This is a genomic window from Microbacterium oleivorans NBRC 103075 (genome assembly GCF_001552475.1).
In the GTDB taxonomy this organism is placed as follows: domain Bacteria; phylum Actinomycetota; class Actinomycetes; order Actinomycetales; family Microbacteriaceae; genus Microbacterium; species Microbacterium oleivorans.
The window spans coordinates 125516-138313 of the sequence record NZ_BCRG01000005.1 but is presented as its reverse complement, the minus strand read 5'-3'; the positions used below and the strand labels follow the sequence as shown (position 1 = coordinate 138313).

The 12798-nt window shown below is 69.4% G+C and carries 12 protein-coding genes; 2 read left to right on the top strand and 10 right to left on the bottom strand.

Annotation, left to right across the window (positions count from 1 at the left end; genetic code table 11):
- The 7 genes from MO1_RS07665 to MO1_RS07635 all read right to left on the bottom strand — a co-directional run.
- Positions 1-1831, bottom strand: a 1831-nt coding sequence (locus MO1_RS07665) for an SH3 domain-containing protein (protein ID WP_370670640.1), incomplete at its 3' end; no start/stop codon positions are given.
- Positions 1832-1924: 93 nt separating this feature from the next.
- The gene (locus MO1_RS07660; protein WP_036312720.1) at positions 1925-3034 is read right to left on the bottom strand and encodes a glycosyltransferase; all 1110 of its coding nucleotides are present in this window, start codon (positions 3032-3034) and stop codon (positions 1925-1927) included.
- A 19-nt stretch (positions 3035-3053) separates the two neighbouring features.
- Positions 3054-4514: an LCP family protein gene (locus tag MO1_RS07655; RefSeq protein WP_060915702.1), complete on the bottom strand. Its 1461-nt coding sequence runs from the start codon at positions 4512-4514 to the stop codon at positions 3054-3056.
- A gap of 25 nt (positions 4515-4539) precedes the next feature.
- Positions 4540-5007 (bottom strand): 5-(carboxyamino)imidazole ribonucleotide mutase, encoded by a 468-nt coding sequence (gene purE / locus MO1_RS07650; RefSeq protein ID WP_036313250.1) that lies wholly within the window; start codon positions 5005-5007, stop codon positions 4540-4542.
- A 96-nt stretch (positions 5008-5103) separates the two neighbouring features.
- On the bottom strand, positions 5104-6231 hold the full coding sequence (locus MO1_RS07645) for a 5-(carboxyamino)imidazole ribonucleotide synthase (RefSeq protein WP_060915701.1): 1128 nt from the start codon (positions 6229-6231) through the stop codon (positions 5104-5106).
- A gap of 55 nt (positions 6232-6286) precedes the next feature.
- Positions 6287-6841 (bottom strand): PH domain-containing protein, encoded by a 555-nt coding sequence (locus MO1_RS07640; protein WP_060915700.1) that lies wholly within the window; start codon positions 6839-6841, stop codon positions 6287-6289.
- Positions 6842-6893: 52 nt separating this feature from the next.
- Positions 6894-7676, bottom strand: coding sequence for a biotin--[acetyl-CoA-carboxylase] ligase (locus tag MO1_RS07635; protein ID WP_036312730.1), 783 nt, complete (start codon positions 7674-7676; stop codon positions 6894-6896).
- Between the two features lie 139 nt (positions 7677-7815).
- Between MO1_RS07635 and MO1_RS07630 the strand changes: the two genes are divergently transcribed.
- On the top strand, positions 7816-9405 hold the full coding sequence (locus MO1_RS07630) for an acyl-CoA carboxylase subunit beta (RefSeq protein WP_370670639.1): 1590 nt from the start codon (positions 7816-7818) through the stop codon (positions 9403-9405).
- Positions 9402-9629, top strand: a complete 228-nt coding sequence (locus MO1_RS07625; RefSeq protein WP_036312735.1) for an acyl-CoA carboxylase epsilon subunit — start codon at positions 9402-9404, stop codon at positions 9627-9629. The genes MO1_RS07630 and MO1_RS07625 overlap by 4 nt, the downstream gene beginning before the upstream one ends.
- A gap of 231 nt (positions 9630-9860) precedes the next feature.
- Here MO1_RS07625 and MO1_RS07620 read toward each other — a convergent pair whose 3' ends face one another.
- Genes MO1_RS07620 through MO1_RS07610 form a run of 3 tightly spaced genes read right to left on the bottom strand, consistent with a single transcriptional unit; the run spans position 9861 to position 12791 of the window.
- On the bottom strand, positions 9861-10934 hold the full coding sequence (locus tag MO1_RS07620) for a DUF8320 family protein (protein ID WP_036312738.1): 1074 nt from the start codon (positions 10932-10934) through the stop codon (positions 9861-9863).
- Positions 10931-12145, bottom strand: a complete 1215-nt coding sequence (locus MO1_RS07615; protein WP_060915699.1) for an ATP-binding protein — start codon at positions 12143-12145, stop codon at positions 10931-10933. The genes MO1_RS07620 and MO1_RS07615 overlap by 4 nt, the downstream gene beginning before the upstream one ends.
- Positions 12135-12791: a response regulator transcription factor gene (locus tag MO1_RS07610; protein WP_036312743.1), complete on the bottom strand. Its 657-nt coding sequence runs from the start codon at positions 12789-12791 to the stop codon at positions 12135-12137. The genes MO1_RS07615 and MO1_RS07610 overlap by 11 nt, the downstream gene beginning before the upstream one ends.
- Positions 12792-12798: the final 7 nt, after the last annotated feature.

Genomic DNA, 12798 nt, shown 5'->3' with positions numbered 1-12798 from the left:
CACCCTTACGCGCCGTCGCCGTGATCCCGGTCTGCGACTTCTGCGGACGCAGATGCACCACATCCGTCGTGAACATCGACTTCGGAGCCGGCGTCGCGGTGGTGAGGGATGCCGCCGGCACCCACCCCGTCGCCGTACCCGACGTCACCGCACGCCACCCCGAGAACGAGTCGACGATGGTGACCTTCGCACCCTTCGCCAGCGACACGACCGACTTCGTGCTGTCCGCCATGCCGATGCGGACGGTGACAGCACGCGTCGTCGTCGCCGCAACCGTCTTCGGAACCGCCGGTTTCGTCGCGACCAACCGCTTCGCGTCGACCCACCCGGTCGCCTGACCCAGCTTCACCTGGCTCCACCCGCCCTGCGTGGCGAGCACCGACACCTGCGCACCCTTACGCGCCGTCGCCGTGATCCCGGTCTGCGACTTCTGCGGACGCAGATGCACCACATCCGTCGTGAACATCGACTTCGGAGCCGGTGTCGCGGGCGCTGCCTTCACAGCGAGGTAGTCGCTGTGCGCCCAGTAGGTCGCTCCCGAGACGGTGAGTCGCCACCATGCCCCGTAGGTGCCGGTCCGCGCATACGTCTGCCCATTGAGGATGGAACGCTTACCGGTGTCGCAGCTCGTGGTCGGGGCCTTGCGTGCGTTCAGCGACTCGGTGGTCACGACCGCTGTCCCGGACGCCTTCGTGACGCTCGATTCTGCGGGGAGCTTGCACGCGTCCGCACCTGCCGCGGGGGCGGCACCCGGCATCCGCAGAGCCGACTTCGCGACCCAGAGGGTCGACGACCCGCTGGTGACCTGGACCCAGGAGCCGTACGTGCCCTTGACGCTCACTCCGGCGTCTTTAGCGAGAGACTTCGTCCCCGACGTGCACGACGCTGTCGGGGCCTTACGGGCGGTGGTCGCTGCCGTGACGGTCGCGGTACCCGAGGCACCGACGACGTCTGCCTTGACGGGCACGGTGCACTCGCCGACACGCGCGGGAGCGCCGCTCGCGTTCGGGGAGACCTGCGGCGCGAACCACTGCACGTAGTAGTTGTAGAAATTCCTGTTGCCGTAGCTCGAGCACGAATCACCGGTGGCGTACCCGGCGGCCAGAGCAGCGATGTTCGGGCGGTACGGCGTGTAGATGTACAGGTTCGCGGTCGCCTGGTTCTTGATGAAGACCTTCGACGTGCCGCACGCGCTGTTGGGGTGCCACTTGACCGTATTCACCTGGCCGGCGCGGTAGCCGTATCGCGTCGGGTTGTCGGCATAGACCTGCTGCTGACGTGCACCGAGGTAGACCTGGTTCACGAACCCGGCGGATGCCGCGCTGCAGGGCGCCGTGTCGGGGCAGTTCATGCCCATCGAGGCGCGATAGCTCCAGTCGCTCGGCTTCGTCGAGGTGACGAGGCCCTGCTCCTTCTGAAGCATGACGAGGATGACCTTGGGGCTGAGGCCGCAGGCCTTGCCGACGGTGACGATGATCTCGGAGGCGCGGACCTTCTTCTTCGCCGCGATCGCGCTGCAGTAGGAGTCCTTCGCCTTGGCCGGGAGGTCGGCGGTGAAGTTCCGGAGGCAGTCAGGGCCTGTCGTGGCCTTGCACGTGGGCACACGCGTCTCGAGGAACTTCTGCGCCTGGGCTGGCGTCATCGCGTTGCCGTTGAAGAACTCGGCGTCGCTGATGATGAAGCCGCCGTCGGTGATCGTCGAGGGAAGCTCGGCGGCGCGCGCCTGCGGCGCAGGCGCCACGGCCATGAGCCCGCTTACGACGAGGAGCGTTGCCACCACCATCGCCGCGCTCCGGAACAGCCGTCGGGGCACGGAAGATGTGAGGCGCATGTGAACAGTGTTACTGAAGTCGACGCGCGTTACCAGTCGAGACTGAAGATCGGCTTCGCGACACGCCGGTGTGGCGACGTTCTCAGCCGGACATCAGAGTTCCGCGTGGAGTTGCCACACCCGCTCGGCGGCGCCCACCCAGGTGAACGCACGGCCCCGATCGGCCGCGAGGACGGCAAGCCGGTCGACGGTCGCCGTCGACGCGAGCGTGGCAGCGAGCTCCGCCCCGAGCGCCTCGCCGTCACCCGACGCGAACGCCGCGCCGTCGAGGAGGAGTTCACGATGGGTCGCACTCTCAGCGGCGACGATCGGGACGCCCAAACGCAGCGCTTCGAGCGTCCGCCACGGGAATGCGCTCGAGTCGGAGGGCGCGAGGAAGGTGACCGCCCCCGCGAACACGGCCGCTCGGTCGGACGCGTCGAGACGCCCCCTGATGTGCAGGCGGCGTTCGGGAAGGCCTGCGGCGGCCGCGAGTTCGGCGACGGCCGGCTCCTCCCCCTCGGGGCTGTCGATCACGACGACCGCCGTGTCGCGTCCCGAGCGCACGACCGCCTCGAAGCCGCTCCGCAGGCGGTCCGACGCAGCCATCGAGCCCGACATGAGGACATACCCTTCGGGAACGCTCAATCCGCGACGGCGTCCCACCTCGTCGGACGGAACTCGCAGGGAGCCCGAGGGCGCCCCCGCGATGACCCTGATCCGATCGCCGAGCGGAGCCACCTCAGCGAGTCGACGGGCGAGTTCGTGCGTGGGGACCACCACGGCGTCGGCGTGCCGGATGGCTCGCCGCAGCATGGCACGGGTCCAGGCGGCATCCGCCCGCGGCAGTTCATCGGGTGCGTCCCACGCGCGCATGTCCCAGAGCGTGACGACGGTCTGGTCGTGGTCGTGGACGCGGTCGTGCCTCACGAGCGGGGCGGCCAGGGTCGCGGAGTGGATGAGGCCGTCGCCGGCACCCGCGCGGAGACCACGCCGCCAGAGCGCGGCCGCAGCGGCGGACCCGACAGGGAGGCGGTCGACACCGCTCACCCCCTCGTCGGCGAGCGTCTCCTCACCGGCGTCGCTCGGAACGATCGATCTCACGTCGCAGCCACTCGGCGCCGCCGCGACGAGCGCCGCGGCAAGCTCCCGCGACGCACCGACGACATCGGGTCCGACGGCGGGAGCCGACGGATCGAACACCACCCGCAGAGTCGTAGTCATCGGCCGCCCTCCTGAACGATCACGGCGCGGGAGTCGGGGTCGGTGTCGGCGGGTGGAGCAGGGCGTCCACCTTGCCGCGAATCCGCTCCCAGTCCTCGGACGTGGGGTCGTCGGGGTCTATGCCGACACCCTTCGGCGTCAGCTCGAGGGTCTGGACCTTCTGCCCCTTGGCCTTGACGCCGAGGTCGACGAGACCCGACAGCAGCGAGTCGGGGATGTCCGTCTGGACGAGGTTCTTCCCCGCCGAGACGATGCCGCTGAAGCGGGTGAGGACGGTCGACGGCGTCGCCTGCGCCAGGATCGCGGCCTGCAGCTCGCGCTGGCGCCGCATCCGGTCCCAGTCGCTCGTCGTGTAGCGCGAACGCGCGTACCACTGCGCGGTCGTGCCGTCCATGTGCTGCGCGCCCTTCTCGATCCACCCGGTCGCCCACTCTTGCGCAGGCTGGCCTTCGAAGCGCGGCCCGGGACCCTCCGGAAGGCGCTCCTTCACGGTGATGTCGACCCCGCCGAGGGCGTCGACGAGGTCCGCGAACCCGTGCATGTCGATGAACACGTGGTACGGGATGTCGATTCCGAGGATCCCCTCGGCGGCATCTCTCGTCGCCTCGACGGCGGGAGTGGTGTTCTTCGCCGCGGCATCCGGGTAAAGACTCCTCCCCCGATCATCTCGGCAGATCTCGACGGCGTTCGTGAGCTGGTTGATCCCCGACGACCACCCGCAGCTCGCGGACGTGTGCCCCTCGAATCCGTCCGGGTAGAGGTCCTGCATGGGCCCCTTGGAGAAGGGCACGTGCCGCAGGTCGCGCGGGATGCCGAAGATCGTCACGGCGCCGGATTCGGCGTTGACCGACACGACGGAGATGCTGTCGAAGCGCATGGAGTCGCGCCCCTGCCCGCTGTCGGCGCCGAGCAGGAGGAAGTTGTAGTACCCGTTCGAGGGGGGGACGCTGGGGCCGGAGGCGAAGATCGACAGTCCGCTGCGAAGCGGGTCGATGACCGACTGTGCGGCGTACGCGGCGCCCGAGGCGGGCACCAGGGAGAGAACGAGCGCGGCGACCACGACCGCTGCGCGGGTGCGTCCCGGGACGTGGCGGAGGCGCGCGAGCGTCACGGTGTTCACCATCAGGAGAACCCACAGCGCAGCGTAGGCCCAGAGGAGGATCTGCGTGATCGTCAGCGTCCACCATGACGCGACGATGGTGGTGAGCATCGAGCGCCACGTGAGTGCGAGGAGGACGGTGCCGAGCAAGAGCACCCACATGACGAGCGTTGCCACAACACCGACGCGACCGAGCCGACGATTGCCGGCGACGATCTGGGCGGACCCGGGAAGGAAGAAGCCCGACAGTACGAGCCACCAGGCCCGCCGCGACATCCCCCTCGAGTCGGACACGTCTGGGTGCCGGAGCGGCCGGTCCTCGACGAGTGGGCGCGTGCTGCCGCTCCCCTGCGTCGCGCGAGGCAGGCTCGCGACGCTCATCGCTTCCCTCCGGAGGCCGCCCGGATCACAGTGACGCCTTCAGACGTCGGTTCTTGTCCTCGACCTGGGACTCGAGGTCCGCGGCGTAGGCCGCGACACGGTCGCCGATCTCGGGATCGGTCGCACCGAGGAGGCGGACCGCCAGCAGCCCCGCGTTCTTCGCGCCATTGATCGACACGGTCGCAACGGGGATGCCGGCGGGCATCTGCACGATACTCAGCAGCGAATCCAGGCCGTCCAGGGTCGCGAGCTGCACCGGCACACCGATGACCGGCAGGGTCGTCACGGACGCGAGCATGCCGGGGAGGTGAGCTGCGCCACCGGCTCCCGCGATGATCGAGCGGATGCCGCGTCCCCGGGCCTCCCGGCCGTAGCGCAGCAGCTTGTCGGGGGTGCGATGAGCCGAGACGACCTCGACCTCGTGGGCGATGCCGAAGTCCGTCAGCACCTGGGAGGCGTCGGACATCACGCGCCAGTCGGAGTCGGAACCCATGACGACGCCGACGAGCGGCTCAGGGGAAGAGTGCAGGGGTCGGGTCACCAGATCAGGCTAGGCGGGCGATCCTGGAGAACGCCGGAACGGCACGGCTCAATCGAGGAAGAACGCCGCCGCGGCACGGGCCTCGTAGACCGCGGTGTCGAGATCATCGTCGGCGACGTTGACGTGCCCGACCTTGCGACCGGGGCGCGGATCCTTGCCGTACGTGTGGATCTTCGCGGCGGGGTGCGCGGCGAGCGCATCGGGCATCCGATCGGCGAGCGCACCCTCTCGAGGTCCGCCGAGGATGTTCACCATCACCGCGTGCCGCGCACGCAACGCGGTGTCGCCGAGGGGCAGATCGAGCACGGCACGGAGGTGCTGCTCGAACTGGCTCGTGATGGCGCCGTCCTGAGTCCAGTGCCCGCTGTTGTGCGGGCGCATGGCCAGTTCATTCACGAGGAGGCGGCCGTCGCCGGTCTGGAACAGTTCGACGGCGAGCATTCCGGTCACGTCGAGGCCGGTCGCGATGGCCTCCCCGATCTCGGCGGCGACGTCGGCGAGACGCCCGGCGGAGTGCGGGGCCGGGGCGATCGCCTCGGCGCATACACCGTCCTGCTGGACCGTCTCGACGACGGGATAGACGACGAAGTCCCCGGATGGACGGCGCGCGATCTGCTGCGCGAGCTCGCGATCGAACGCGACGAGCTCCTCGGCCAGGAGCTCCTCGCCCTCGCCGAGCCCGTCGAACCACTCCGCGGCTTCCGCCGCCGCCGACACGACTCGTACGCCCCTGCCGTCGTATCCGCCCCGGGGGGTCTTCACGACGGCGCGACCACCGTGGTCGGAGATGAAGTCGTCGAGGGCTGCGGCATCCGCGACGGCTGCCCACTCCGGCTGCGGGAGACCGAGTTCGGCCAGGCGCGCCCGCATCCGCAGCTTGTCCTGCGCGAACGTGAGCGCATCCGGGCCGGGATGCACGGCGACTCCGGCGGCGACGAGCCCGCGGAGGACATCCTGCGGGACGTGCTCATGATCGAAGGTGATGACGTCGACGTCCTTCGCGAACGCGAGCACGGTGTCGAGGTCATGGTAATCGCCGACCTGGGAGGCCGCGAGCTGCGCGGACATCCCGGACTGTTCGGCGAGGACGCGGATGCCGATCCCCAACTCCACGGCGGGCGCGATCATCATGCGCGCGAGCTGTCCGCCTCCGACGATTCCGACCTGCAGTGCCATGCTGCTCCTCCCGATGAGACCATCTTCGCGCATCCCCGCGGGAGCGCAGGGACAGTCAGTCGCCGGAACCGACGAGCGGGATGCTGTGCGAATCGCGGTGGGCGAGGATCTGGCTGACCTCGACCTGATCCGACAGGGTCTCGTGCACGAGCCGGACCGACGGGATGTCGACGAGGCGCAGCGGCTCGTCGACCCCGTTGGCCAGAGTCAGCGTGCCGCTCCCCCACATCCGCTGCAGCGGACCGCGTCGCTCGGCGATCGTGTAGCCCCGGGCGTGGGAGATGTCCGTGCGACGCCGGTTCAGCAGTCCGCCACGCTCGATGACGCGACGCGTCGTGACCGTGTAGGTGTGCGACAGCCAGGCGAGATACGGGAACACCACGAGGGCGATGACGACGAGACCGGCGGCGGCCCACAGCATCCAGTCCTCGAAGGGATCGGGAAGGTTGCCGGAGAGGTAACCCGTCGCACCCGCGGACCCGATGAGTACGAGGGCGGGCCAGAGCAGGCGACGCGCGTGGCGATGCAACCGCGCGATCACGAGCTCCGGTGCGGCGGCACCCGGAGCGGGCGTCCGGGGACGTCCCGGGTACGCGGTCTGCTGGCTCACGGCACCATCATGACGCGCCGGGCGTGTCGGCCCTCGTCGGCGCGCCCGCGTGTCATCGGACGTGCACGACGTCGCCCGCGGAGACGGTGTGCGTCACCCCGGCGGCTTCGACGACGAGTCGACCCTCGTCGTCGATCCCCTGCGCCGAGCCGATGAGCGAGACGCCATCCGGGAGCGAGACCGAGACGTCGGCGCCGATCGTGGTGCAGGCGGTCCGCACGGACTGCTTGACGGCCTCCGCGCCCGTCCCTCCGACGGCGAGGGCGGCGATCGCGTCGCGGAGCCCCGTGAGGTAGTCGGCGAGGAGGCGATCCTCGTCGGCGGTCCGGGCGAGCGCGGCGAAGGAGGTCGCCGTCGGGACGGGGAGCTCCGCGGCACTCATCCGGGTGTTCACTCCCGCCCCGACGACCACCGTGTGCGGGTCGCCGGGCATGACCTCGGCCAGGATGCCGCAGATCTTCAGGCCCCCGACGAGCACATCGTTGGGCCACTTCAGGCCGACCTCCCGATCGTCCAGCTGGGCTTGGACCGCGGTGGTCATCGCCGCACCCGCCAGCAGCGGGATCCAGCCACGGGCATCGACGGGAACAGCCTCGACGCGGAGAAGGACCGAAACGGCAAGAGCAGAGTCGGGCGGGGTGACCCAGGTGCGGTCGAGACGTCCGCGACCGGCACGCTGATCGCGGGTCGCGACGACGGAGAGGTGGGGATGCCCGTCGGGATCGTCGAAGGCATCCTTCAGGAGTTTCTTGTTGGTCGAGTCGACGCTCGGGGCGATGTGGAGTCGGGGGCTGACCGCAGCCGCTCGGGGATAACCGTTCTCGGGGATCGACATGCCGCCACCTTAAAGCCAGCCCGCCTATCCCCTCGCGCGGGTTGACAGTCGCGGACGTGAGGGATGCCACAGCGGATCCGCCCCGCCGTTGTCGCCGGTATCCAACGACGCCGTGGATGCGCTCGCTAGGGTGGAACGCGTGACCGATCAGCCCGACCTGTTCACGACCGCCGGCAAGATCGCCGACCTGCGTGCACGCTATGAAGAAGCCGTCGTCTCCGCTGAGGAGACCGCCCGGACCAAGCAAGGCGCGAAGGGGAAGCTCACTGCGCGACAGCGGATCGAGCTGCTCGTCGATCCTGGCTCGTTCGTCGAACTCGACGAGTACGTCCGACACCGCACCACCGCGTTCGGCATGGATCGATCCCGGCCGTACGGAGACTCCGTCGTCACCGGCACCGGCACGATCCACGGCCGCACTGTCGCCGTGTACTCGCAGGACTTCACGACCTTCGGCGGATCGCTCGGCGAGGTGGCCGGCGAGAAGATCATCAAGGTCATGGAGCTGGCTCTGCGCAGCGGCATCCCGATCATCGGCATCCTCGACTCGGGCGGCGCCCGCATCCAGGAGGGTGTCGTCGCGCTCGGCAAATACGGCGAGATCTTCCGGCTGAACACCGCAGCCTCGGGCGTCATCCCGCAGATCTCGCTCATCATGGGCCCCGCTGCGGGCGGCGCCGTGTACTCCCCCGCTCTGACCGACTTCGTGATCATGGTCGACAAGACCAGCCAGATGTTCGTCACCGGCCCGGACGTCATCAAGACGGTCACCGGCGAGGACGTCGGCATGGAGGAGCTCGGCGGCGCGCATACGCACAACACGCGGTCGGGTGTCGCCCACTACCTCGCCGAGGACGAGGACGATGCGATCGACTACGCGCGCACCCTCGTCGGCTTCCTCCCCGACAACAACATGTCGGATGCCCCTGGGTACGAGTCCGGCTTCGAGTTCGAGACGACCGACTCCGACCGTGTGCTCAACACGGTCATCCCCGACTCGGCCAACCAGCCGTACGACATCCACGAGGTCATCTCGCACATCGTCGACGCCGGAGACTTCCTCGAGGTCCAGCCGCTGTTCGCGCCGAACATCGTGATCGGGTTCGGACGCATCGAGGGCCGGACGGTCGGCATCATCGCGAACCAGCCCTCGCAGATGGCCGGCACCCTGAACATCGATGCCGGCGAGAAGGCCAGCCGGTTCGTGCGCTTCTGCGACGCTTTCTCGATCCCGATCCTCACTCTCGTCGACGTGCCGGGCTACCTGCCGGGCACGGACCAGGAGTGGACCGGTGTCATCCGACGCGGCGCCAAGCTCCTCTACGCGTATGCCGAGGCGACTGTCCCACTCGTCACCGTGATCCTCCGGAAGGCTTACGGCGGCGCGTACATCGTCATGGGGTCCAAGCAGCTCGGAGCCGACATCAACCTCGCCTGGCCGACGGCCGAGATCGCTGTCATGGGCGGTCAGGGTGCGGTCAACATCCTCTACCGCGGCGAGATCAAGCGCGCGGAGGAAGCCGGCGAAGATGTCGCCGCCGTTCGCACCCGCCTCGCGAACGAGTACACGTACAACGTGGCCTCCCCCTTCCTCGCGGCAGAGCGCGGCGAACTCGACGGCATCATCGAGCCGGCGCAGACCCGCGTCGCGGTGGCGAAGGCGCTCCGCGCCCTCCGCGGCAAGCGTGCGAGCCAGCCGGCCAAGAAGCACGGGAACATCCCGCTGTGAGCCTGCCCGACGACGCCGCGACCGCCGCACCCCTGCAGGTGCGGCGCGGTGACGCGAGCGCGGAGGAACTCGCCGCGGTGATCGCTGTCGTCAGCGAATCGCTCGCTCGCGAACAGCAGACAGCCGTCGCCGACGAGCCGGCCGTGTCGGCCTGGCGGGTGTCCGCGCGTGGAGTGCGCAGTGATCTGCGCCGCGATGCTCCCTGGGGCCGCTGGGCAGGCTGAACAGCGTCTCGCTGCGTGTCCCCCAAAGTACCTACAGACATGGATTTGACGATCAGTCAGACTAATCCTGCTGGAACGCTTCTGCGTTCTGCTGATCCGTATCCCTCAGAGCGCGGATCGGCATGTGCGAGCTGGTTTTCGGGTAACCACTTGCATGGCGAGGGGCGGGCGGCTTCGCCGCCCCTCGCCTCTTCTTTTTCGCGTGAGTGCTCCGCGGACGACTGTTCCGACTCAGCGGATGGCGCCGGTGCGCGGGTGCACGATCTCGTGCCAGAGATCCACGACCTCGTCGCCGTTCGGGTCATCCCGACGGCGCGAGCGACCGACGACGGTGACCGCGACCCGAGGGTGCGGCGACGTACGGATGTAGATCCGCTCTGAGGAGGCGCCCTTCAAGGCGTCGGCGAGATCGGCGCGAATGCGATCGAGCGCGGCGGGGCCGACGGCATCCAATCCCCCCTCGTCGAGGACGGTGACCGTGCTGCCGCGGAGGCGCGCCTCCTGCAGACGGGCACGCACGGCTTCGTCGAGCAGTCGGGGTCCGCGAAGCTCGTCGCGCAGCGATCCCTCCGCGAGGCGGGCGCGTTCGCGTTCCTCCGCCTCGAGGTCACCGTCGGATTCGATCGTGCGGATGAGGAGGGGTCCGGCGACGGCGAGCGCCTGCTGCACGCGGACCCGTCGCTCCCGGCGACGTCCCTCCTGGCTCGCCAGCCACTCGAACGAGCGACGCTGGATGCCAGTGAGCTCCGCTGTGTCGACCGCCGCCCGGTCGACGAGACCCGTCAGCAGTTGCGCCGCGATCACCCAGACGGCCGCACCGACGAGTCCCAACGCGAGCGAGTTGAGGATGCCGATCCAGATCGACGACGACACCCCGAGGAGGGCGACGCCGATCCACGCGAAGAGCGGCCGACGCCGGACGGTGACAATCGTCAGCAGGGCGCCGATGCCGCCAAGGCTCCAGGTCGCGAAGGTCTGGAGTCTCGTGCTCTCGTCGACCGATGCCCATGTCGCGAGCGGCACGATGACCGTCGTCGCGAGGACCAGCACGCAGAGCCACAGCGGCAGTGAGCCACCGCGGGGCAGCGAGCCCGCCGGAGCCGTCTCAGGGCGGTCTTCGCCCCCCGGTCGCGGCGCGAAGTCCCAGAACACGCAGAGCCACGTCGTGACCAGGTAGAGAGACAGGGCGGCGATGAAGAGGGCGGGCTGTCGGACCGGCGCTGTCCACACGAGCCCGCCGACGGCGAGGTAGGCGGTGAAGACGACCGCGACGATCGACAGACCGGTCTGGACGCGCACGTTCATCGCGGGTACTCCCATCGCAAGTCGACGACCGTGCCCCGGCGCGAACTGCGCACGCGCGCCTGACCGCCGACAGCGGCCACGCGGGCGACGATCGAGCCGCTGATACCGAGACGGTCCTCGGGCACACCCTGGACGTCGAATCCCTCGCCGGTGTCGACGATCCGCACGATGACCCGACGTTCGTCAGCGGTGACCTCGGCGTGAAGTCCCGCCGCAGCCGCGTGCTCGATCGCGTTCACCACGGCCTGCGCGGCGGCGAGCACGAGTGCACGCGCGACGCGGCCGGGAATGGTGTGAGCGCGGGGATCGAGCGCGATCCGGACGTCGAGGTCGACGTCATGTTCAGACGCCGCAGCGCGGATACCGTCGACGAGGAACATGGGCTGGACGGGTTCGTCGGGTCCTTCCTCCGCGTCGCGATCGGCGTTGGCGAGTCGGGTCAGAGCGTCGCGAGCCATACCCACGGCGAGGTCGCGCTCCCGCGGTGTCGAGGCGCGCTCGGCGGCGATGAGGGCGGCCAGCACGCTGTCGTGCATGAGCGCGGCGACCGAGATCCGCTCCTGCTCGACGGCGTCCGCGGCGGCTGCCGCGGCGTACGAGCGCACCGCTTCTTCACGGGTGCGGTCGAGCCGCTCGGCGAGCAGTCGCAGCATCCAGCCGATCATCGTCATGACCACGGCGAGGATGATCGCGTAGACGACCTGCCGGGAGACCTGGATGACGTTCTCGATGTCGGCGCCCACCTGGATGAGGCGGACGATGCCGTAGAGGATCGGCACGAGCGCGCACCACACGTACTGCAGCATCAGGGGGAAGGCGAGCGCCGTCGCGACGGTCGCGACGTTCAGCAGGTACCAGATCCACGGCTCCGCGGACTCGGCTGCCGGGCGGCCGGCGGTCGCGAACGGCCAGGCGATGAGCACGAGCGGGAACAGGATCGCGAAGACGGCGGCGAGCGGGCGGTAGAAGCGCCCCGCGATACCGGCGGCGATCATGAGGACGAGCGGCCCGAACACGGCGCACGTGAGAACGAGGTTCCACGTGTGCTCCTCCTGCGTCGAACCGATGGCGTGGAAGAAGGACTGCAGCCCCAGCACCGCGCATCCCACCGCGATGACGAACGCGAGGATGCGCTCGACGCGCTCGCGGGAGAAGAAGGTCGAATCGGGCGGGATCGTGAGCATCCCGGCTGGCGCGACCTCAGGCGCCACCGGGATCCTCTGCAACCAGACCGTCCTCCATCGCACGCCGGAGCAGGTCCACCTTCGTCGGGGCGGGGCGACCGACCTCGACGTACTTCACCCGCACGCGGGTGATGTTCTCCTTCGCCGTCGAGTAGGCGACGCCGAGCCGCTCGGCGACCGACTTGAGCGGCAGTCCGGCAGCGTACAGGCGCAGCACGTCGCGTTCCCGCGACGACAGCTGCGCGTCAGCGAAGGCCCGGTCGCCGTCGATGGCCGACGCCCACTCGACGTTGTCGAGCGACTCGCCCCTGGCCACGGTGCCGACGGCGGAGATGACCTCGTCGATGCGCGACGCCTTGCTCACGACGCCGGCCGCGCCGGCGACGAGGGCTTCGCGGACGGCGGCCGGGCGATCGGCCACGCTGTGGATGATGACAGGCGAGCCGTCGTGCACGAGCCGGGTGACGTTCTCTGTGACGGTCGCACCGTCTCCGAGCATCAGATCGAGGACGACGACGTCCGCGGGATTCTCCTTGGTCAGGGTCCGCCAGTCGAGGTAGGCGGCGACGCTCTCCCCCGAGAAGACGACGCGCATCTGCTCCGCGCGGCTGCAGGCGGCTTCGAGGCCGAGGCGCACGGATTCATGGTCGTCTATCAAGGCGACGCGGATCATGCGCTCA

What these genes read in the sequence shown, in the direction of transcription:
- MO1_RS07655 (WP_060915702.1), bottom strand. Translation starts at nt 4,514, where the DNA reads ATGAGCGTCGCGAGCCTGCCTCGCGCGACGCAGGGGAGCGGCAGCACG.
- MO1_RS07645 (WP_060915701.1), bottom strand. Translation starts at nt 6,231, where the DNA reads ATGGCACTGCAGGTCGGAATCGTCGGAGGCGGACAGCTCGCGCGCATG.
- MO1_RS07635 (WP_036312730.1), bottom strand. Translation starts at nt 7,676, where the DNA reads ATGTCGATCCCCGAGAACGGTTATCCCCGAGCGGCTGCGGTCAGCCCC.
- MO1_RS07610 (WP_036312743.1), bottom strand. Translation starts at nt 12,791, where the DNA reads ATGATCCGCGTCGCCTTGATAGACGACCATGAATCCGTGCGCCTCGGC.
- MO1_RS07620 (WP_036312738.1), bottom strand. Translation starts at nt 10,934, where the DNA reads ATGAACGTGCGCGTCCAGACCGGTCTGTCGATCGTCGCGGTCGTCTTC.
- MO1_RS07660 (WP_036312720.1), bottom strand. Translation starts at nt 3,034, where the DNA reads ATGACTACGACTCTGCGGGTGGTGTTCGATCCGTCGGCTCCCGCCGTC.
- purE (WP_036313250.1), bottom strand. Translation starts at nt 5,007, where the DNA reads ATGGGTTCCGACTCCGACTGGCGCGTGATGTCCGACGCCTCCCAGGTG.